The 19,315-nt window shown below is 63.9% G+C and carries 21 protein-coding genes and 1 CRISPR repeat array (1 of these 22 cut by a window edge); of the genes, 16 read left to right on the top strand and 5 right to left on the bottom strand.

Features of this window, described 5'->3' with window-relative positions; all coding sequences use genetic code 11:
- Positions 1 to 133: 133 nt before the first annotated feature.
- Together SVXhr_RS01025 and SVXhr_RS01020 are read left to right on the top strand one after the other, a co-directional pair.
- Entirely contained in the window at positions 134 to 1,363 is a 1,230-nt protein-coding gene (locus SVXhr_RS01025; protein WP_275738684.1) for a hypothetical protein, read from the top strand.
- Positions 1,364 to 1,426: 63 nt separating this feature from the next.
- Entirely contained in the window at positions 1,427 to 1,891 is a 465-nt protein-coding gene (locus SVXhr_RS01020) for a type IV pilin (RefSeq protein WP_275738682.1), read from the top strand.
- 54 nt (positions 1,892 to 1,945) lie between these two features.
- Here the strand turns inward: SVXhr_RS01020 and SVXhr_RS01015 are convergent, their stop codons facing one another.
- The gene (locus tag SVXhr_RS01015; protein WP_275738680.1) at positions 1,946 to 2,563 is read right to left on the bottom strand and encodes a methyltransferase domain-containing protein; all 618 of its coding nucleotides are present in this window, start codon (positions 2,561 to 2,563) and stop codon (positions 1,946 to 1,948) included.
- A 115-nt stretch (positions 2,564 to 2,678) separates the two neighbouring features.
- On the opposite strand from SVXhr_RS01015, the gene ahaH reads away from it, so the two are divergent.
- From ahaH to SVXhr_RS00955, 12 genes are all read left to right on the top strand, one after another.
- Positions 2,679 to 3,011 (top strand): ATP synthase archaeal subunit H, encoded by a 333-nt coding sequence (gene ahaH / locus SVXhr_RS01010; RefSeq protein ID WP_275738678.1) that lies wholly within the window; start codon positions 2,679 to 2,681, stop codon positions 3,009 to 3,011.
- Positions 2,998 to 5,178, top strand: coding sequence for a V-type ATP synthase subunit I (locus tag SVXhr_RS01005; RefSeq protein WP_275738676.1), 2,181 nt, complete (start codon positions 2,998 to 3,000; stop codon positions 5,176 to 5,178). The genes ahaH and SVXhr_RS01005 overlap by 14 nt, the downstream gene beginning before the upstream one ends.
- A gap of 275 nt (positions 5,179 to 5,453) precedes the next feature.
- On the top strand, positions 5,454 to 5,663 hold the full coding sequence (locus SVXhr_RS01000) for a hypothetical protein (RefSeq protein WP_275738674.1): 210 nt from the start codon (positions 5,454 to 5,456) through the stop codon (positions 5,661 to 5,663).
- A gap of 21 nt (positions 5,664 to 5,684) precedes the next feature.
- A complete protein-coding gene (locus tag SVXhr_RS00995; RefSeq protein ID WP_275738672.1) occupies positions 5,685 to 6,308 on the top strand; it encodes a V-type ATP synthase subunit E in 624 nt (207 codons plus the stop codon).
- Positions 6,305 to 7,378, top strand: coding sequence for a V-type ATP synthase subunit C (locus tag SVXhr_RS00990; protein ID WP_275738670.1), 1,074 nt, complete (start codon positions 6,305 to 6,307; stop codon positions 7,376 to 7,378). Before SVXhr_RS00995 ends, SVXhr_RS00990 begins: the two co-directional genes overlap by 4 nt.
- Entirely contained in the window at positions 7,375 to 7,698 is a 324-nt protein-coding gene (locus SVXhr_RS00985; RefSeq protein ID WP_275738668.1) for a V-type ATP synthase subunit F, read from the top strand. Before SVXhr_RS00990 ends, SVXhr_RS00985 begins: the two co-directional genes overlap by 4 nt.
- 3 nt (positions 7,699 to 7,701) lie before the next feature.
- Positions 7,702 to 9,465 (top strand): ATP synthase subunit A, encoded by a 1,764-nt coding sequence (locus SVXhr_RS00980; RefSeq protein WP_275738666.1) that lies wholly within the window; start codon positions 7,702 to 7,704, stop codon positions 9,463 to 9,465.
- Entirely contained in the window at positions 9,462 to 10,877 is a 1,416-nt protein-coding gene (locus tag SVXhr_RS00975) for a V-type ATP synthase subunit B (protein ID WP_275738664.1), read from the top strand. The genes SVXhr_RS00980 and SVXhr_RS00975 overlap by 4 nt, the downstream gene beginning before the upstream one ends.
- Positions 10,878 to 10,904: 27 nt before the next feature.
- Positions 10,905 to 11,102, top strand: coding sequence for a hypothetical protein (locus tag SVXhr_RS00970; protein ID WP_275738662.1), 198 nt, complete (start codon positions 10,905 to 10,907; stop codon positions 11,100 to 11,102).
- A 60-nt stretch (positions 11,103 to 11,162) separates the two neighbouring features.
- Entirely contained in the window at positions 11,163 to 12,206 is a 1,044-nt protein-coding gene (locus SVXhr_RS00965; RefSeq protein ID WP_275740843.1) for a Brp/Blh family beta-carotene 15,15'-dioxygenase, read from the top strand.
- Positions 12,207 to 12,608: 402 nt separating this feature from the next.
- Positions 12,609 to 13,286, top strand: a complete 678-nt coding sequence (locus tag SVXhr_RS00960; protein WP_275738660.1) for a V-type ATP synthase subunit D — start codon at positions 12,609 to 12,611, stop codon at positions 13,284 to 13,286.
- An 88-nt stretch (positions 13,287 to 13,374) separates the two neighbouring features.
- Positions 13,375 to 14,496, top strand: coding sequence for an RNA ligase (locus SVXhr_RS00955; protein ID WP_275738659.1), 1,122 nt, complete (start codon positions 13,375 to 13,377; stop codon positions 14,494 to 14,496).
- Between the two features lie 26 nt (positions 14,497 to 14,522).
- On the opposite strand, the gene SVXhr_RS00950 is transcribed toward SVXhr_RS00955, so the two are convergent.
- The 4 genes from SVXhr_RS00950 to SVXhr_RS00935 all read right to left on the bottom strand — a co-directional run bounded on the left by SVXhr_RS00950 (position 14,523) and on the right by SVXhr_RS00935 (position 17,431).
- Complete coding sequence (locus SVXhr_RS00950) at positions 14,523 to 16,364, bottom strand: ATP-dependent helicase (RefSeq protein WP_275738657.1); 1,842 nt, start codon at positions 16,362 to 16,364, stop codon at positions 14,523 to 14,525.
- A gap of 71 nt (positions 16,365 to 16,435) precedes the next feature.
- Positions 16,436 to 16,738, bottom strand: a complete 303-nt coding sequence (locus SVXhr_RS00945) for a hypothetical protein (protein WP_275738655.1) — start codon at positions 16,736 to 16,738, stop codon at positions 16,436 to 16,438.
- 72 nt (positions 16,739 to 16,810) lie between these two features.
- Entirely contained in the window at positions 16,811 to 17,161 is a 351-nt protein-coding gene (locus SVXhr_RS00940) for a helix-turn-helix domain-containing protein (RefSeq protein ID WP_275738653.1), read from the bottom strand.
- 84 nt (positions 17,162 to 17,245) lie between these two features.
- Positions 17,246 to 17,431, bottom strand: a complete 186-nt coding sequence (locus tag SVXhr_RS00935; RefSeq protein ID WP_275738651.1) for an HVO_0416 family zinc finger protein — start codon at positions 17,429 to 17,431, stop codon at positions 17,246 to 17,248.
- 117 nt (positions 17,432 to 17,548) lie between these two features.
- Between SVXhr_RS00935 and SVXhr_RS00930 the strand changes: the two genes are divergently transcribed.
- Together SVXhr_RS00930 and SVXhr_RS00925 are read left to right on the top strand one after the other, a co-directional pair.
- Positions 17,549 to 17,896, top strand: a complete 348-nt coding sequence (locus SVXhr_RS00930) for a hypothetical protein (protein ID WP_275738649.1) — start codon at positions 17,549 to 17,551, stop codon at positions 17,894 to 17,896.
- A gap of 405 nt (positions 17,897 to 18,301) precedes the next feature.
- A complete protein-coding gene (locus tag SVXhr_RS00925) occupies positions 18,302 to 18,958 on the top strand; it encodes a zinc ribbon domain-containing protein (RefSeq protein WP_275738646.1) in 657 nt (218 codons plus the stop codon).
- Positions 18,959 to 19,083: 125 nt separating this feature from the next.
- A CRISPR array of direct repeats spans positions 19,084 to 19,315; the repeat unit is 30 nt; unit sequence GCTTCAACCCCACGAGGGTCCGTCTGAAAC (it continues 2,302 nt past the right edge of the window).

The following is a 19,315-nucleotide window of genomic DNA, read 5'->3' as shown; positions in this document are numbered from 1 at the left end:
CCAAAACCCTTTCCATCCACAAATAAAACGTTAGCTGCCTTGATGAAAGGTATCGCCCCGTCTCAGGGCGTCAGACACACGTCATAACTGGAGGTAGATGGGTTTTTGTGTTGTGGTCTCAAACACATATCCGATGCGCAGGCCCCCGCATATCGTCACGCTCCTCGTGGCCCTCCTCACGGTCGTGACAGTCTTCGGCGTGGGTTCGGCAGTGGCCACGACAGTCGGTGACAGTCCCGAAATGCCGTATTCGGTGACGCCCGGGAACGACACTGTCGGCCGGCTTGTCGTGCCCGATGGAAGCCCGACGCGTCAGCAAGCGACAGCCGACCTTGCGGGCGCGCTTGCCGGCGACCAGGAACAGCTACAAACAACCGTTGAGACGGGACAGTTCGGCAATTCGTTCGAGTCCGCCGACAACGAGTCGGCCAAGCGGACAGTCGTCGAGGAGACCCTCGATCGACTCGAAACACGGACATCGAGACTCCAGACAGAACGCCAGGACGCACTCCGTGCCTTCGCGCAGGGCGAGATCGGTAGTGCCGGGCTCTTCCGTGAACTCGCCCGTATTCGCGCCGCTGCTGAGGGTGTCGACGAGCGCGCAGCCGTCGTCGAAACAGTCGTCCAGCAGTCCTCGACCCTCTCACTTTCGGCCGATGCCACCGGGCAGCTGGCTGGCATCGACGGTGAGTTGATCACGCTGAGAGGGCCCGTTACGGAACGGATGGCGGCGAGCCTCGCTGGAACAGCGCCTTCGCGGTCGATCGGCGTTCAGGGTGGCGATAGCGGCGTCGTTCTCACGACAATCGACGATGGAGGGACATTCGTCCGCGAGGCGACGCTCTGGAACGAGCGGGCGGAGTCCGGCCCCAACAAGTTCGTCGAGGGGGACAGCTCAGCATTGTCACGGGCCTACCAGCGCGCCCAGGAGACGTACCCGTGGGCCGCCGACAACATGATCTCTGGGCTGAGCGTGACCGGCTTCGGGGACTCGACGGTCTACGGCGTCGATTTGACCCACAGCCACGGCGACCTCAGAACGTATCTCGACGGCCGGACGACGAACGTCTTCTATGAGGTCCAACAGCTCCGCTTGTCCAGCCTCCCCACGGAAGCCGTCGCGACGAACACGACGGGGGAGCTCCTGATCCAGGTGAACACGACAGCTATCGGACCGAAAACCGTCACCGTGAGAAACGCGACGACCGGGGAGCAGGTGATCGCCGACATCACAGTCGAAGCGCAACGGGTGAAGCGGTCGACGATCGGCAGTCGCCTGTGGCTGCTCGATGCGAACGAAACACGGACGATCACGGCCCGGCGACCGGACGGGACGACCGTCTCGATCACGATCGGATCGTGACGGGCTGACCCCACGCTGTGTCGTTCGTGAGTTTATATACGATCGCGCAGCCAGGTCTCCGCGATGGTTGATCGTGCCGTCTCGCCCGTCGTCGGCATCGTCCTGGTCGTTGCCCTGACCGTGCTGCTCGCGGCAACGGTCGGGACGATGGCACTCGGGACAACCACACCCGACCCGGGGGCGACAGTACAGCTCTCGGCGAACGCCGACGCGGCCAGTGATGCCGTCGCCCTCACCCACGAGGGTGGCGACGCCCTCGACCCGGCGGCCATCGACGTGAATATCGCCATCGACGGGACCGATCTTACCCACCAGCCGCCGGTTCCATTCTTCGCCGCGACGGGGTTCGTGAGTGGCCCAACTGGCGCGTTCAACAGCAAGACGACCGGGCCCTGGACCGCCGGCGAGACCGCCAGGCTCGAACTCGCCTCGACGAACAACCCGCTGCTCACGGACGGCGCGACGGTGACAGTGACTGTCACCGAGGAGACCAACGTGCTCGCGAGGCTGGAAACGACGGCCGAGTAGCCGTGGCCGCCACCATTTCGAGGACGCGTGTCCCTGCCGGGCGCCCGAGCAGACTCACGCCGGAACGCGCGCGACGGTCGTGATCGCGATTTCGGAGTTGTACCCCGGTCCCATCGTGACGTGTTCGACATCCTCGAAGCCGGCCTCGGCAAACATCCGGTCAGCGTCCTCGGCGTCGTAAAACAGCATGATCGCGTCGGCGAGTTTCTGGAAGATCGACGACCCGGGGTAGTTCGGGCCGACGACCAGGACCTGCCCGCCGGGACGGGCGACGCGCCGACACTCCCGAAGTGCCGTGACGGGGTTGGGCCAGTACTCGATCGAACCCGAGGACCAGACCACGTCGAAGGTGTCCGCCTCGAACGGGAGGCGTTCGGCGTCGCCAAAGCAAAACTGGGCGGGCCCGTCACCGAGTTTCTCTCTGGCCTTGGCGAGTTGGTGGGGGCTCTGATCGAGCCCGTAGACGTCGTCAGTGTGTTCGAGGATGCCCTCGGTCCCGAACCCCGTACCACACCCGACGTCGAGAACTCGATCGTCGGTGCCGATGTCGAGGAGTTCGAGCGCGTCGGTGCGCATCCGCTCGTTCCAGATGAAGGGGTTTACGCGGTCGTACACTTTCGAGAGGTACTTGTAAAATAGCCGTGCCCGCGCTTTGTCTTCAAGGATGCCCATTTGGGCCGTATTGGGCCTTCGTCGGCATAACTCCCCGGATCAGGAATGGATTGCCGAAATCCCGTGAGTACTTCGCAACGCCCATATAGGCGCTCTCGCAAATCACGACTGACAAATGCCCAGGCCCGAGGTTCTCGACCGCATCAAGGAGGCCGAGCGAGAGGCTGACGAAATCGTCGCCGAGGCCGAAAACGAGCGTGAACAGCGCCTCGAAGAGGCGCGCGAGCGGGCCGAGGAGATCCGTGAGCAGGCCCACGCGGACGCCGAAGCGATGGCCGAAGAGCGTCTCGCCGACGCGCGCGAAGAGATAGAATCCGACCGCGAGGAGATCCTCGAGGACGGTGCCAACCGACGGGAGCGACTCGAGTCCCAAGCCCAACAGCGCATCGACGAGGTCGTCGAGGATGTCCTCGAAGCGTTCGCGGAGGAGGTACATGCTCAGACCTGAGCGGATGAGCCGGGTCTCGGTCGCCGGCGCAAAGCGCGTGATGACCGACGTCATCGAGACCGTCCACGACCTCGATGTCCTTCACATCACGGAGTACGACGGTTCCTTCGAGGGGTTCGACCCTGGCGACCCGGCGGAAGGCGCGGACGACGCCTCGGACAAGCTCGTGACGGTGCGGGCACTGGAATCGACTCTTGGCGTCGAGCCCGAGGACGCCGGTCCGACGCGGCTGGTGACCGACGAGGCGCTCGAATCAGATCTCGAAGAGATCCGTGAGGAGGTCAACGAGCTCGACGACCGCCGGGACGCGCTGCGCACCGACATCCGGAACGTCGAGGAGGACATCGAGCGGATGGAGTTCTTCGTCGACCTCGGTATCGACCTGGATCTGCTCTCCGGGTACGACTCGCTGTCCGTCGCTGTCGGCAACGGCGATCCAAACAGCGTCAGCACGGCACTCGAGTCGGCCGATGCGTTCGACGCCACCGAGGTGTTCGGCGACGGGAACACGCTCGCCGCGTTCGCCTACCCGGCCGACGACGAAGCGCTCGGGGACGCCCTCGTCGGGACCGACTTCGCGGCTGTCGACATGCCCGACGGCGATGGGGACCCGGAGACGTATCTGAGCGAACTCAGACACCGCCGCCAGCAACTCGAGTCGCGGCTCTCGACGGTCGAAAACGAGTTCGAGGAGCTCAAACTCGACGTCGGCGGGTTCCTGCTGGCGGCCGAGGAAAAACTCACCGTCGAGGTCCAAAAGCGGGAAGCGCCGCTGACGTTCGCGACGACGGACAACGCCTTCGTCGCCGAGGGCTGGATCCCGACCGAGGACGTCGACCGCTTCGAGTCCGCACTCCGGTCGGCCGTCGGCGATCACCTCGAGATCGACGAACTCGAGCGCGCTGACTACGACGACGAGGGCCATCCCACCGAGCGAGAGCCGGTCGAGGGCGCTGGTGGTCAAGAGGCGGACGAGTCGGCCGAGGAGGTCGCCGCGGACGGCGGCCGGACGGTTGGCCCGCTCACGATGAGCGAGGGGCACCCGCCCGTCGTCCAGGACAATCCCGGCGGGATCGCGCCCTTCGAGTCGCTGGTCGAGGTCATCAACCGGCCGAAGTACACGGAACTCGATCCGACGCTCGCGTTGTTCCTCACCTTCCCGCTTTTCTTCGGGTTCATGATCGGCGACCTCGGCTACGGGATCCTGTACTTCATCGCGGGGTATGGCATCTGGAGTCGCCTGGACAAGCCGACACTGAAGAGTCTCGGCGGCGTCGGCATGTGGGCCGGCGGCTTCACTGCCGTCTTCGGCGTGCTGTACGGCGAGATCTTCGGGCTCCACCAGCTCGGCGAGATCGTCTGGAACGGCCACCCGCCGATTCACAAGGGACTCCAGCCCCACTACGTCGCCTTCGCCCAGGCGTGGCTGGTGGCGAGTCTCGTCGCCGGCGTGCTCCACCTGATCGTCGGCCGGGTCATCGACTTCGCGAACAATCTCCACCACGGGCTGTGGGACGCCTTCGCCGAGAGCGGCTCCTGGATCATGCTCACCGCCGGGATCTGGCTGTGGGTGTTCAGCACGCAGGCCCGTGGCCCCAAGCCCGAGTTCATGTTCACCGCCTTCGGCAGCGGCGAGGCGGCGGCCATCCCACTCGGGTTTACCGGGTTTTCGCCGACGGTCGGGACGGCCGGGCTGGTGCTGACGGCCGTCGGGTTCGTCCTGGCGATCTACGCCGAGGGTGGCATCGCACTGGTCGAGAGCATCACGCAGGCGTTCGGTCACGTGGTGTCCTACACCCGGCTGGCGGCCGTCCTGCTGGCGAAGGCCGGCATGGCGCTGGTCGTCAACCTGCTGGTGTTCGGCGCGACGCTGCATGAAGGGGAGTTCCACTTCATCTTCTTCATGGAGCATGCGCCAAATCCCGACTACGTCGTCTTCGCGGGTCTGGTCAACGGGAGCGAGCCCGTGATGATCGCGCTTGGCTGGCTCGCCGGCATCGTCGTCCTGGTGGCCGGCCACCTGGTCGTGCTGGTGCTTGGCGTCTCCTCGGCCGGCCTCCAGGCCGTCCGTCTCGAATACGTCGAGTTCTTCGGGAAGTTCTACGAGGGCGGTGGGACGGCCTACCGGCCGTTCGGACACGAGCGCGAATATACGGCCGAGGATTGAAACTACCCGGGCGACAGCCGGTATGTTTCCCCGAACGTGGGCTCGCTACTGACCCCCACCAGTCGACCGTATTCGATAACTCCCACTCCACGCGTCTCGACCGCTTTGAGAAGCTTTATGAGGGTTGTGATCCGATTCCAGGATGTCCGAAAACCAATGTTCCTGAACCGAACAGGATCTATTCGCAAACCCATGAGTGAACCACTACTGTCGACCGACGGTGACACCGTATCGCGTTCCGAACTAGCTGGCCGGACCGAAGGAGGGAACTGAACATGGTCGTTCTCGAACCGCTTTCGGCTGCGGCACTTGGCGTGGGTCTCGCGTCGCTGGCAGCGGGGTATGCCGAGCGAGGTATCGGCTCGGCGGCCGTCGGCGCGCTCGCCGAGGACGACAGTCTGTTCGGACAGGTGCTGATCCTGACTGTCCTCCCGGAGACGCTCGTCATCCTGGCACTGGTCGTCGTCTTCCTGACGCTATCGTAGAAACCGAGGTTCTCGATATTCATGAGCCTCGAAACGGTCGTCGAAGACATCCGGGAGCAAGCCCGTTCGCGTGCGAGAGAGATCACGGAGGCCGCTGACGAGCAAGCCGAATCGATCGTCAGCGAGGCCGAGGACGACGCCGAGTCGATCGTCGCCGAGCGCGAGCGCGAGATCGAACGCCAGATCGCCCAGGAGCGCGAGCGCCGGCTCTCGAGTGCGAACCTGGAGGCCAAACAGGAGCGGCTGAACGCACGCCGGGAAGTCCTCGAAACGGTTCGCAGCCAGGTCGAAGACGGGCTCGCGACCCTCGAGGCGGACCGACGCGAGACGTTGACCCGCGAACTCCTCGAAAACGCGCTTGCGGAGTTCGAGGGGAGCGAGGTGCGCGTCTCCGGTCGGCCCGAGGACGCCGAGTTGCTCGAATCGATCCTTGCGGACTACGACGCGACCCTGGCTGGCGAACGCGACTGTCTCGGCGGCGTCGTCGTCGAGAGCGACGAGTCCAGGGTCAGGGTGAACAACACGTTCGACTCGGTACTCGAAGACGTCTGGGAGGACCAGATCAAGGCGATCAGCGATCGCCTCTTCGAAGATACTGACGTCGACGGCGACCTCGCCGACGACGCCGAGACAACCGAGCAATGAGTCCCATGAGAAACCCCAGCGGCGCAAAGAGCAACTACGAGTACGTCGTTGCCCGCGTTCGCTCCCGTCGTGCCTCGCTGTTCGACGAGGACGACTACCGCAAGCTCGTCCGGATGGGGACCGGCGAGATCGCCCGGTTCATGGAGGAAAGCGAGTACGAGCGCGAGATGAACGCCTTGGGCTCGCGGCATTCCGGGGTCGACCTCATCGAGTACGCGCTGACACGGAACATGGCAAAGCACTTCGAGGACCTGCTGTCGTGGTCGGAGGGGCAACTCTATGACTACGTCGCCAGGTACCTCCGGAAGTTCGACGCCTGGAACATCAAGACGGTGTTTCGGGGGATCTACTCGGGAGCGGATGCCGAGGCCATCGAGTCCGACTTCATCCGGGCGGGCGAACTCACCGAGGACGAACTCGACCAGCTGGCAACTGCGGAGTCGATCGAGGGCGTCATCGAGCGGCTGGACGAGACGATCTTCCACGACCCGCTCGTGGCTGCCTTCGATGACTTCGAGGAGACGGGACTGTTGGTGCCCTTGGAGAACGCCGTCGACCGGGCGTTCTACGAGGCGTTGCTCGCCGGATTGCCGGACAGCGCGGAGACGGGCAGCGCGATCGGGTACTATCTCGAGTTCCTGCGGGCGGAGATCGATTTCCGGAACCTCCGGAACGCGTTGCGGCTGGTCCGCAGCGGCGCGGACATGGACCCCGCCGAGTACTACATCGAGGGGGGCCAGTTGTTCGATGCGACGGCGGTCCGCCAGCTCGTCGAGGACGAAGGGCAGTTACTCGATCACATCCGCGAGAGCCAGTACGGCGACGAGCTGTCCGAGGCGCTCGATGCCCTGGATTCGGCCGAGGAGTTGATCCAGTTCGAACACGCCATCGAAGCGGCGTTGCTTGAGTACGCAGACCGGCTATCTTACCGATATCCGGTGTCTATCACGGCGGTTCTCTCGTACGTACTGGCCAAGGAGCGGGAGATAGACAACATCCGGGCGATCGCCCGCGGGACCGAAAGTGGGCTCTCGCCCGAGGAGATCCAGCGGGAGCTGGTGATGCTATGAGCAAAGAGATCGCAGTCATCGGGAGTGCGGATTTCACGACCGGCTTCCGGCTTGCCGGCATCCGGACGTTCGCCACCATCTCGGATGACCCCGAGACCGAAGAGGTCGACGAGGCGGTCACGACGATGCTCGAAGACGACGATGTCGGCATCATCGTGATGCACGATCCGGATATCGATCACCTCTCGCGGTCGGTCCGCGAGCGCGTCGAGACGAGCGTCGATCCGGTGTTGGTGACGCTCGGCGGCGGAGCGGGAAGCGGTGGATTGCGCGACCAGATCAAACGTGCGGTCGGTATCGACCTGATGGAGGAAGACTAACGTATGAGTCAAGCGACAACGTCCGACGTCCGTGAAGACGGCGTCATCGAGAGCGTGAGCGGTCCCGTCGTCACGGCGACGGGCCTGCAGGCCCGGATGAACGACGTGGTTCGCGTCGGTTCGGAGGGCCTGATGGGAGAGATCATCGAGATCGAGGGAGACCTGACGACGATCCAGGTCTACGAGGAGACCTCCGGCGTCGCGCCGGGCGGCCCCGTCGAGAGTACGGGTGCGCCCCTGAGCGTCGACCTCGGGCCCGGGCTGCTGGACAACATCTACGACGGCGTCCAGCGCCCCCTCGAAGGACTCGAAGAGCAGATGAACTCGGCGTTCCTCGACCGTGGGGTCGACGCGCCGGGTGTCGATCTGGAGAAAACCTGGGAGTTCACTCCCGAGGTCGAGGAAGGCGACGAGGTCACCGCCGGCGACATCGTCGGGACCGTTCCCGAGACAGAGAGTATCGATCACAAGGTGATGGTGCCGCCCGATTACGAGGGTGGCGAAGTCATCGATACCAAGAAGGGCAACTTCACCGTCGAGGAGACGGTCGTCGAACTCGATACCGGCGAGGAGATCCAGATGCGCCAGGAGTGGCCGGTCCGGCAGGCCCGGCCCGCCGGCGACAAGGAGACCCCAACCGATCCGCTGGTGACGGGCCAGCGCATCCTCGACGGTCTCTTCCCCGTCGCGAAGGGCGGGACGGCCGCGATTCCGGGGCCCTTCGGCTCCGGGAAGACGGTCACCCAGCACCAGCTCGCCAAGTGGGCCGACGCGGACATCGTCGTCTACGTCGGGTGTGGCGAGCGTGGCAACGAGATGACCGAGGTCATCGAGGACTTCCCGGACCTGGAGGACCCACAGACGGGCAAGCCGTTGATGAGCCGGACGAGCCTGATCGCCAACACGTCGAACATGCCCGTCGCGGCGCGTGAATCGTCGGTCTACACCGGCATCACGATGGCCGAGTACTACCGGGACATGGGCTACGACGTCGCGCTGATGGCCGACTCCACCTCGCGGTGGGCCGAGGCATTGCGGGAGATCTCCTCGCGACTCGAGGAGATGCCCGGCGAGGAGGGGTATCCCGCCTATCTCGGGGCGCGCCTCAGCGAGTTCTACGAGCGGGCTGGCTACTACCAGAACGCCAATGGCACCGAGGGTTCGGTCACCGTCGTGGGGGCGGTCAGCCCACCCGGCGGTGACTTCTCGGAGCCGGTGACCCAGAACACCCTGCGGATCGTCAAGACCTTCTGGGCGCTGGACGCCGACCTGGCCGATCGCCGGCACTTCCCGGCGATCAACTGGGACGAATCGTATTCGCTGTATCGCGATCAGCTCGATCCGTGGTTCGAATCTGAGGTCGCCGACGACTGGGCGGAGATCCGCCAGTGGGTCATCGACGTTCTCGACGAGGAGAGCGACCTCCAGGAGATCGTCCAGCTGGTCGGCCAGGACGCGTTGCCGGCCGACCAGCAGCTCACCCTGGAAGTCGCCCGGTACATCCGGGAGTCATATCTCCAGCAGAACGCCTTACACGACGTCGACACCTACTGTGAACCCCAGAAGACCTACCGGATGATGCAGGCGATCAAGACGTTCAACGACGAGGCCTTCGACGCGCTGGACGCGGGCGTCCCGGTCGACGAGATCACGGACATCGACGCCGCGCCGCGGCTCAACCGGATCGGGACGACCGAGGAGTACGACGAGTTCGTCGCCGAGCTCGAAGACGACATCGAATCCCAACTCAGGGGGACCTACCAATGAAAGAATACCAGACGATCACCGAAGTCAGTGGGCCGCTCGTGTTCGTCGAGACCGACGAGCCGATCGGCTACGACGAGATCGTCGAGATCGAAGTCGGCGACGGCGACACCCGTCGCGGGCAGGTGCTCGAATCGACCAGCGATCACGTCGCGATCCAGGTCTTCGAGTCCACCCAGGGGATCGACCGGGAGTGCTCGGTCCGGTTCCTGGGCGAGACGATGAAGATGCCCGTCACCGAGGACCTCCTGGGGCGGGTGCTCGACGGGACCGGCCGGCCGATCGACGGCGGCCCCGACATCGTGCCCGACGACCGCCAGGACATCGTCGGCGCGTCGATCAATCCGTTCTCCCGGGAGTATCCCCGGGAGTTCATCCAGACGGGGATTTCCGCCATCGACGGCATGAACACCCTCGTCCGGGGCCAGAAGCTGCCGCTTTTCTCCGGGTCGGGGTTGCCCCACAACGAACTCGCCCTCCAGATCGCGCGCCAGGCCGAAGTGCCTGAAGAGGACGACGAGGAGGAAAGTGAGTTCGCCGTGATCTTCGCGGCGATGGGGATCACCGCCGAGGAGGCCAACGAGTTCATGGACGACTTCGAGCGGACCGGCGCGCTGGAACGCTCGGTCGTCTTCCTCAACCTCGCGGACGACCCCGCAGTCGAGCGGACGATCACGCCGCGGCTGGCGCTCACCACGGCGGAGTACCTGGCCTTCGAGAAGGGGTATCACGTCCTGACGATCATGACGGACATGACCAACTACTGTGAGGCCCTCCGGGAGATCGGGGCCGCCCGCGAGGAGGTTCCGGGTCGCCGGGGCTACCCCGGGTACATGTACACCGACCTGGCGAACCTCTACGAGCGCGCGGGTCGGATCGAGGGCGTCGAGGGGTCGATCACCCAGATCCCGATCCTCACGATGCCCAGCGACGACGACACCCACCCGATCCCGGACCTGACAGGCTACATCACCGAGGGCCAGATCTACGTCGATCGTGGCCTCAACAGCCAGGGCGTCCGGCCGCCGATTTACGTCCCCACGTCGCTGTCGCGGCTCATGGACGAGGGGATCGGCGAGGGGCTGACCCGCGAGGACCACGGCGACGTCCAGTCACAGCTGTATGCGGCCTACGCCGAGGCCGAGGACCTGCGTGACCTCGTGAACATCGTCGGTCGCGAAGCACTCAGCGAGCGAGACAACAAGTATCTGGACTTCGGCGACCGCTTCGAGAGCGAGTTCGTCGACCAGGGCTACGACACCGCCCGGTCGATCGACCAGACCCTTGACATCGCCTGGGATCTGCTCTCGGATCTACCCAAAGAGGAACTCAACCGCATCGACGAGGAGTTCATCGAGACCTACTACGACGAGGGGTCGGACGCGACGGTCGAAGCTGCCGAAGCCGACGACTGAAGCTGATCGCGTTTCCGCTCCTCACACATGGTCGAAGCCGATCCACTCGTTCGCGCCGCCCGGAACGGGTTTCTCGCGACGATCCTTCTGCTGGTCGCCATCGGCGGGTATCAGTTCGCGACGGGCGGGACCGTCACGACTCCCGTCGTGGTGACGTGGGTCGTCGCCGTCCTCACGTTCTACGCCTCGAAGTACTACTATCGCCGGCGTGACGACGGTAGCTGACGGCGAGGGCCGACCCAACGGTTTTTGACGCTGGCCCACCCCGAGACACGCGTGCAACCGATGCCCGACCGGCGTGGGATCGACGGGACGCTGGCCGCTAGCCTCGGGGCCTTCCTCCGGTGGACCGGGTGGCTGCCGCTACTCGGGCTTGCCGTCGTCGTCCCACTCCTCGCCCCGCTACCGGAGTCCGTCCGGTATCTGCCCCTGGCTGCGAGCGTCGTAGTCTTTGGCCTGCCCCACGGCGCGCTGGACTACGTCGCCCTGCCGCGGGCGCTGTCCGGACGGGTTGACGCACGGGGACTCGGGATCGTTGGCGTCCTCTATGCGGTCCTGGGTGGGGCCTACCTCGCGGTGTGGCTTCTCGCGCCGGTCCCGGCCGCCGTGGTGTTCATCGCGCTGACGTGGTTCCACTGGGGCCAGGGCGAGTTGTTCGTTCTCCGGGACGCCTTCGGCGGCGGCCACCTCGACGATCGCATCCAGCAGGCGCTGACGACAGTGGTCCGCGGCGGGTTGCCGATGGCGGTCCCGCTGGTGGGCTTTCCCGACCGGTATCTGGCCGTCCTCGAAACCTTCGTCGAGCCCTTCGGCGGGTCGATCGGGTCGGCGTGGCTGTTCGAGCCGAGCGGGCAAGCGATCGTAGCGGTGGGGTTCGGACTCGTGACCGTGCTGACGCTGTGGCGCGGGTGGCGGCTGGCGAAGGCGAACGGTCGTCGGCAGAGCGACAACGGCGGCTGGCGAATCGACGCGGCCGAGACGGCACTGCTGTGGGTGTTCTTCCTTCTCGTCGAGCCAGTGCTCGCCATCGGGGCGTACTTCTGTCTGTGGCACTCGCTGCGTCACATCGTCCGGGTTGGGTTGCTGGATCAGCGGACGGCGTCTTCGCTTTCGGCTGGCGAGTGGCTGAAGCCGGCCGGTCGGCTGGCGGTCGAAGCGTTGCCGACGACGCTCGCTGCCGGCGGTTTCCTGTGGGCGCTGTACGTTCTGACGCCAGCGAGCGAGGGATTAGCGAGCGCGATCGGTGTCTATCTCGTTGGCATCGCCGTCCTGACCCTGCCCCACGTGGTGATCGTCACCTGGATTGACCGTGAGCAAGGGTTCTGGTAGGGAGTTACGCAGTTGATGGTCGGATGAAGTTCGAGGCGAGGGGCAGTACTACCAACAGCCAGAAAGCCCCCGATCGCTCGACTGTCCGGGACTCGCTGCGGTCCTCACTTCGTTGCGGTCCTTACTTCGTCCGGGCCAGATAGAGCGATCGGCCCCTTTCAGTCCCACCCACGATAGCCAGTGAAGAAGCCGACACGGGTGGGACTGAAAGGGGCGAGGCATTCGACGAAGGCCGACGACGCAAGCACCGCAACGAAGTGAGGAGCGCAGCGAGTCGCCCGAGTCGAACGGCTCGGGGCTTTCATGCTGGTCTCATATCTGTCAGACCTAAAGTAGCGTATCCAAGCTCTATCTCATACCGACTGAAAAGCGTTAACTGAGTGGCTCGGTTATCGGGTGGTAATGGCCCAGGACGTCAAGCCGACGCGAAAGAACCTCATGCAGATCGAGGATCGAATCGAACTCTCCGAGCGGGGCCACGACACGCTCGAACAGAAGCGTGACGGCCTCATCATGGAGTTCATGGACATCCTCGACCAGGCCCAGAACGTCCGTGCGGACTTAGAGGAGACCTACGACCGCGCCCAAGAGCGCATCGACATGGCGCGGGCGATGGAGGGCGACGTCGCGGTGCGTGGCGCGGCGGCGGCCTTGAAGGAACACCCCGAGATCACCACCCAGTCGAAGAACATCATGGGCGTCGTCGTCCCGCAGATCGAATCGACGAAGGTGCGCAAGAGCCTGGACGAACGCGGGTACGGGGTCCTCGGGACGAGCGCCCGGATCGACGAGGTCGCGGAAGTCTACGAGGAACTCTTAGAACAGATCATCCTCGCTGCCGAGGTCGAGACCGCGATGAAGGAACTGCTCGACGAGATCGAGACCACGAAGCGGCGTGTCAACGCCCTGGAGTTCACGCTGTTGCCCGATCTCAGATCGAGTCAGAACTACATCGAGCAGAAGCTCGAAGAGCAGGAACGCGAGGAGATCTTCCGGATGAAAAAGATCAAGGCCAACAAGGAAGCCGAGGAGAAAGCCGAGCGCGAGGCCGAAGAGGACGCCGAATCCGCCACTGCCTGAGGGTTCTGGCCGCGGTTTTTGTATTACGTACCGGAGTGGCGTGTTATCACCCCCCATAGCTATTGGTCGGGACGCCGTAGCTGTCAGCATGGACGAGGATCGCGACTGGGCGGCGGTTCTCGGCGTCAGGAGTGCGGAAGTCGATTCGGTCCTGGAGGCGTTCGAGGAGAGCGTCTTCAAGGGGCGGCGCTACCGCCATCTCTCGGCTGCCCGCCACGGGATCGAGCGTGGAACCGTGATCGTCGACGGGACCGTCGTCCGGGGATTTCCGTCGATCCCGCGAACGCTGGTGCTCGACCCGGGGATCGCCGAGCACTTCGACGGGCGAGTCACGATCGAGGAGAAGCGCAACGGCTACAACGTCCGCGTCGCCCGGATCGACGGCGACGTCCTGGGGTTCACCCGGAGCGGATACATCTGTCCGTACACCACCAGCAAAGTCAGGGAGCTACTCGACCCCGACTCGTTTTTCGACGCCAATCCCGAGCGCATGCTCTGTGGGGAGTTGATCGGCCCGGAGAACCCCTACACGCCACACGAGTATCCCACAGTCGAGTCGGCTGCCTTCGAAGTGTTCGACGTCCGTGACCGAGAGACGGGCCGGCCATTGACGGTCGATCACCGGCGGGAGCTCTGTGCGCGCCACGATCTGGCGACGGTCCCCGAGTTCGGCGAGTACGATCCGGCGGAGGCGGCCGAGGCCGTTCGCGAGGTGATCGACGACCTGGACCGTGAGGGCAAAGAAGGGGTCGTGCTGCAGTCGATGGACGGTACCCGGCAGCTGAAATACACGACATCGGCGACGCATCAAGCTGATTTGGAACACGCGTTCTCGCTCCCCTTCGACTACGGGCGGGACTTCGTCTTTCCGCGGGTTCTCCGGGAGGTGTTCCAGGCCGTCGAGCTGGATCGAACGAAGGGTGAGTCCCGCCAGCGAGCCCAGGAACTCGGGGAAGCGATCCTCTTGCCCGCGGTCGAAACCGTCAGAGCGGTCGAGCGCGGCGAGACTGTGGGGGAGGAACATACCGTCCGGGACGACCCTGCCGTGATCGAGGCACTCCTCTCGCACTTGCGGGATATGGGCATCGAGCTCGAAATCCAGCAGGACCGAGACGAGAGCGGCGAGCGCGTCGTCTCGTTCGTGAAAGTATCACAGTCGACCCGTGACAACGTCGAAAACTATCTCGACGGACAGTTGATCGACGAGTGAAAGCGGTCGGGGAACGGAACAGCCGATCAGTGGACGGCAGCCGCTTCCTCGCCGAGAATCGACGCGAGAGCCGCCTCTGGGTCCTCGCTGGGTTCGTTGTTCAACAGGACGTCGATCGGCAGCGTCGGCGCGCCGCTGACGAGGTTTTCGAGGACGACGAGTCGCTCGCGGGCACGGGAGAGCCCGACGTAGAAGACCCGGCGCTCGTTGTCGGTCAGCGTCGGAACCGGATCGGTGTGTTTGGTGAACTCATCGACAGCGGGCACGTCGATCTCGTTGCGCTCGACGGTCGCGGCCATCTGCTCGACGACCTTCTCAGTGAGATCCGTCGCGACGAAGACGTGATCGGCCTCCCGACCCTTCGCGCTGTGGATCGTGCCGAGGCGAACCCGCCCGGGGTCCATCCCCTCGTAGTCGCCGGCGAAGTACGCGTCGATCGTCTGTTCCTGGAAGCTGGTGACTTTCCGAACCATGTCGGCGGCGGCCGGCGGTTCCGGCAGGAACGGGGCGTGATCGCGAATGAGGTCGGGCTCGACCTCGATCTCGGTGAGGTCGTCCGTCTCGGCGGCTTCCTGTCGTTCTTCGAGATCGTCGAAGAGATCGTCGCGTTCGCCCGTCCCGAAGGCCGTGTCTTCGAGCATGTCCGCGAGCCGTCGCCCCTCCAACGCTGTCAACGGTTCGTCCGCCGCGAGGGCCTCGATCCCGTTGACGTAGTCCGTAAGGCGGTCGGTCCACATCCGCTGGTCGGTCATCGTCCGGAAGGGGATGCCCTCGTCGATGAACTCATCGACAAATTGGAACATCTGGTAGCGCGCCCGGAACAACACCATGACGGTGCCGTCGTCCTCCTCGACGGTCCCCCGAACGTTCCGGACGAGATCGAGCATCGACGGGTTCCGGACGGCCTCGACGTTGCCCCCCTGTTTGCGCGGCGAGAGGTTCTTCTCCTGGCGCTGGTCGATATGGGTGACCTCGCGCTGGACGACTTCGAGGATTTCCGAGGGGAGTCGATGTGAGGTGTCGAGGATGACGTCCTCGCCCTCCTCTTCGAGCAAGAGGTTGGGGTCGGCTCCCTGCCAGGCGTAGACGACCTGATCGTCGTCGCCCGCGATCAGCGCGTGGTCGACGTGGGCTTTCCACTCCTCGTAGACGTCGTATTGCAGCGTCGTGATGTCCTGGAACTCGTCGATGGCGAGGTAATCGACGCTGGGGAGCAGCGAGCGCTGCTTGACGCGTTCGAGCATGTCGGCGAACCCGACCAGGCCGTGTTCGCCCTTGTACGACCGCCAGGCGCGGATGACTTCCGGGACGTCGATCCGGTCGTCGTCGCTGGGCCACGTCGGGGTGTACTTGTTGCCCGTCTGAGCGTTCTCGTCGATCTCCGGCGGCAGTCGGACCTTCTCGTCGTTCCACTTGAAGGGGACATCGTACCAGTCGGCGACGTCCCGGCGAGTGCGCTGGAGCCACTGGCTCGTGGCGATGATCTTGTTGCCGATCGTCGTCGATCGGGCCGTTCGCCGTCGGCCACCTTCGTACTGATCCTCGTACTCGATGCCGTACTCCTCGGCGAACTCCTGTTTGTCGGACTCGCCCACGACGTCGCCACGCGAGAGGTTCAACAACTCGTAGGCCTTTGCGTGCATCGTACACACGTTGCCCTTGAGTGAGCGCGGCGAGACGTCGAGGCGCTCGGCGAGCCGCTCGCGAACCTCCGCGGCAGCTGCCCGCGTATACGAGACGACGAGGACATCCCGAACGTCTACGTCGTCGTCTTCGAGGAGGTCCTCGACCCGGTCGAGCAACGCCGTCGTCTTCCCGCTGCCAGGCCCACCGAACAGACGGGTCACCTGGGACGTCGATTCAGTCATTGCACAGTAACTAGGGCCGCCCCCTCATAAGCGACGTGACTTTTCCCTGACCGCGAAAGTACCCCAATTCGCTACCGGTACAACGAGACGTACAGCATGGCAAAGCCGATGATAAACGGCACTGTCTGGGTCATATCGAAAAATAGCCGCACTCGCGGAGCCGGTTGGGACGTAAACATCTGCGAGACGATGTTGCTGACGGCGACTCCCATGCTGATGAAAGCGAACCCGATAAACGCATACTGGAGTCGCTCGCTCCGTCGTTTCTGGTACGCCTGAAAGCTAATGAGCGTGATCCCGAGCGTCAGCCCGAAGAGCACGAGTCGTAACAACACCAGGGCCCCCTGTCCATACTGCACCACGGTGTCGACCATAGTACGATCGTCTCCAGTTTGACAAGCTCCCTATATTAAGCTACTCAAAGAGTTGCGGTAAGCGACACGGTCTCACTCGAGGTTGAGGTCGTCCCAGAGCTGGCCGAACCGGTCGGGCAAGTTCTCCGATCGGTAAATCCGAACCTGATACTCGTCGTCTTCGAGCCTGATGACGGTGCTCTCGAAGTTCGACTCATAGACCTTGTAGTGGTTGCCGTCCTCGGCGACGCTCGTCTGGTCGCTGACCAGATCGTGCTCCTCGAGGATTTCGAGCCGACGATAGACCGTCGGCAGTGACAGCTCGAGCTCCTCGCTAAGTTCCTTGGCCGACTTGGGTGCCTGGCTGACGGCCGCGAGCACGTGGCGCGCGTGCTGATCCCCGATCGTATCCAGCACCTCTTCAATGGGGCGTTTTTCGTCCACTGACGATAGGTATTCTGGCGGTGCTGAAAAATCTTGGGAGATGTCCGAACCGGAGCCGGAGGACCACCAAGCTCGAACGCGATCCTAGCTTGACCGCGCCGGCGTCCACTCACAGACCGAGCATTCCGTGGCTGTCGCCTCGTGTAATCCACCACACTCGGGACACTGCTTTTTATTATAACTCTCGTCCCATCCGACCGCGTCCGTTTCGTGCCCGCGCTGGGCAAGGAACTGATCGATGACGTCGTCGGTGCTCGGTGCGGTCGCCATACATGACATGGTATACCACACCAGTATATAGGCTTGTTGGTTCACACACGTGTTACCACGCCACAAGAGAGCGCTCGAATGGCGTCATTTTTAGTAACCCATCGCGTATGCAGTGGTATGTCATCCCGTGAGGCGCGGCAGGGTGGATCCGATTCGGGGGACGGCAAACACCTCGCCGACATTCTGCCGATCGACCGGGCGGCGATCGAATCACTGAGCTGGGAACTCGGGTCACGTGTAACGAGCGGGGGGACATCACGATTGTTCGCCGCCGGAAACCGCACGACCGGCAGTATGCTGACGGTCTTCAAAGCCACCGATCACACCTGTATCGTCCAGTTCCGGACGCCTGTCGGCCGCGAGAAATACTTCGGCGTCGCCGCCGACGATCTTCGGCCGATGCTCGAACGACTCCTCGATCGTGGAGACTGGCGGTCGCGAGACGGGCGGATCGAAAACGTGTAGGATTCGGTTAAACTTGGAGTGACACTGCCGAGTGGTCGGAAACGCGATTCCGTCACAGTGCTGGTTTTGGAAGAAGTCGCCGCACGAGAGTGTGTCTGAAACCATCTCGGAGTCTTCGCCGTAGGCCGGGAAGTCGTTGCTTCAACCCCACAAGGGTCCGTCTGAAACTCGCACCGATCGTCGCGATCACACCCGCCTGCGAGTCGCTTCAACCCCACGAGGGTTCGTCTGAAACCGTTTTAAGCAACGAGCGACGGGTTAGCATCGGCTGGGCTTCAACCCCACGAGGGTCCGTCTGAAACTGGTGGCCGTGGCGAGATGTCCAGCTCGCGCTGACTGTCCAAACAGCCCAGTGGAAGTGACCATGCCCCGAAATATATTTGATACCCATACACAGATCCACACATGGTAGAGTTTGAGACGCCAACATATTGCCCGGTGTGTGGGGCCGAAGCGCCCGGCTCTGGCCGGTACTGCAGTGAGTGTGGATCTGATCTCCTCGGCGAGACGGGGCGTGCGCCCGAAGAGCCACCGGCGGACGAGGCCCTCGGGGCCGGCGGGGCGGGCGACGGCCCGACGCTGGTAACGCGCCGGCGGTTACTCCTGGGCGGTGGCGCGGTGCTCCTGGGCGGTGGCGCGATCGTCGCGCTGGACTCGCTCGGCCAGACCACGCACCGAGTCTACGGCGAGGGCTGGGATGTCGAGCGGAGTTCCGGGCTGACGTCGGAGACGCTCGAGGGAACGGTCACGATCCCTTCCGGTCGGTACGCGACACGCATCCTCGAGCCGGATGTGGCTGTCGAGTACAGTGTTGAGTTCGAGGTGACTGACGGCGGCCCGATCGACGTCATCCTCCTTGATGACGACGAGTACGATCGTTACCGGGACAGAAACTCAGATGTCCAACACCGCGCTCAACGGACGGCTGCGGAGAGTGGACAGCTAACTACGTCAGTCGGGGCAGGAGAGTATGATCTGGTGTTCGACAACACTGGCGTCTACGGCGCGAGCCCTGACGGCGAAGTGACGGTATCTCTCACGATCACTGCGACGCGGGCCTGACGCGGCAGCCGAGGGCGTCTTTTCATAGGAGGACACCATGCCAGAGACAGAGTTCGGGTGGGAGCTTCGCTAAACGTAAGTATATACCAAAGATCGCTCGCCGAAGCCCACGGCGAGATCAAGGACGCTTCAACCCCCGAGGATCCGTCTGAAACTGGCGTCATCCTCGTGTTCCCTGGCGGTGAAGGCGCTTCAACCCCACGAGGGTCCGTCTGAAACCACCCCGGATGCGGGGGGTGACGAGTACTCACTCGCGGCTTCAACCCCACGAGGGTCCGTCTGAAACGATGGATATCGGCGAGGGGATGATCTTCAGCCAGGTGCTTCAACCCCACGAGGGTCCGTCTGAAACCGCAG

The organism is Halorhabdus sp. SVX81 (genome assembly GCF_029207715.1).
Taxonomy (GTDB): Archaea; Halobacteriota; Halobacteria; order Halobacteriales; family Haloarculaceae; genus Halorhabdus.
Note: the sequence above shows the minus strand (reverse complement) of the source record. Positions and strands in the feature narration are given on the sequence as shown.

Excerpts from the sequence above, each read along its gene's own strand:
- SVXhr_RS01005 (WP_275738676.1), top strand. The coding sequence starts at position 2,998 with ATGCTCAGACCTGAGCGGATGAGCCGGGTCTCGGTCGCCGGCGCAAAG.
- SVXhr_RS00930 (WP_275738649.1), top strand. The coding sequence starts at position 17,549 with ATGTCATCCCGTGAGGCGCGGCAGGGTGGATCCGATTCGGGGGACGGC.
- SVXhr_RS00990 (WP_275738670.1), top strand. The coding sequence starts at position 6,305 with ATGAGTCCCATGAGAAACCCCAGCGGCGCAAAGAGCAACTACGAGTAC.
- SVXhr_RS00975 (WP_275738664.1), top strand. The coding sequence starts at position 9,462 with ATGAAAGAATACCAGACGATCACCGAAGTCAGTGGGCCGCTCGTGTTC.
- SVXhr_RS00950 (WP_275738657.1), bottom strand. The coding sequence starts at position 16,364 with ATGACTGAATCGACGTCCCAGGTGACCCGTCTGTTCGGTGGGCCTGGC.
- SVXhr_RS01015 (WP_275738680.1), bottom strand. The coding sequence starts at position 2,563 with ATGGGCATCCTTGAAGACAAAGCGCGGGCACGGCTATTTTACAAGTAC.
- ahaH (WP_275738678.1), top strand. The coding sequence starts at position 2,679 with ATGCCCAGGCCCGAGGTTCTCGACCGCATCAAGGAGGCCGAGCGAGAG.
- SVXhr_RS00945 (WP_275738655.1), bottom strand. The coding sequence starts at position 16,738 with ATGGTCGACACCGTGGTGCAGTATGGACAGGGGGCCCTGGTGTTGTTA.
- SVXhr_RS00995 (WP_275738672.1), top strand. The coding sequence starts at position 5,685 with ATGAGCCTCGAAACGGTCGTCGAAGACATCCGGGAGCAAGCCCGTTCG.
- SVXhr_RS01025 (WP_275738684.1), top strand. The coding sequence starts at position 134 with ATGCGCAGGCCCCCGCATATCGTCACGCTCCTCGTGGCCCTCCTCACG.
- SVXhr_RS00960 (WP_275738660.1), top strand. The coding sequence starts at position 12,609 with ATGGCCCAGGACGTCAAGCCGACGCGAAAGAACCTCATGCAGATCGAG.
- SVXhr_RS00925 (WP_275738646.1), top strand. The coding sequence starts at position 18,302 with ATGGTAGAGTTTGAGACGCCAACATATTGCCCGGTGTGTGGGGCCGAA.
- SVXhr_RS01000 (WP_275738674.1), top strand. The coding sequence starts at position 5,454 with ATGGTCGTTCTCGAACCGCTTTCGGCTGCGGCACTTGGCGTGGGTCTC.
- SVXhr_RS00970 (WP_275738662.1), top strand. The coding sequence starts at position 10,905 with ATGGTCGAAGCCGATCCACTCGTTCGCGCCGCCCGGAACGGGTTTCTC.
- SVXhr_RS00935 (WP_275738651.1), bottom strand. The coding sequence starts at position 17,431 with ATGGCGACCGCACCGAGCACCGACGACGTCATCGATCAGTTCCTTGCC.
- SVXhr_RS00965 (WP_275740843.1), top strand. The coding sequence starts at position 11,163 with ATGCCCGACCGGCGTGGGATCGACGGGACGCTGGCCGCTAGCCTCGGG.
- SVXhr_RS00980 (WP_275738666.1), top strand. The coding sequence starts at position 7,702 with ATGAGTCAAGCGACAACGTCCGACGTCCGTGAAGACGGCGTCATCGAG.
- SVXhr_RS00985 (WP_275738668.1), top strand. The coding sequence starts at position 7,375 with ATGAGCAAAGAGATCGCAGTCATCGGGAGTGCGGATTTCACGACCGGC.
- SVXhr_RS01020 (WP_275738682.1), top strand. The coding sequence starts at position 1,427 with ATGGTTGATCGTGCCGTCTCGCCCGTCGTCGGCATCGTCCTGGTCGTT.
- SVXhr_RS00955 (WP_275738659.1), top strand. The coding sequence starts at position 13,375 with ATGGACGAGGATCGCGACTGGGCGGCGGTTCTCGGCGTCAGGAGTGCG.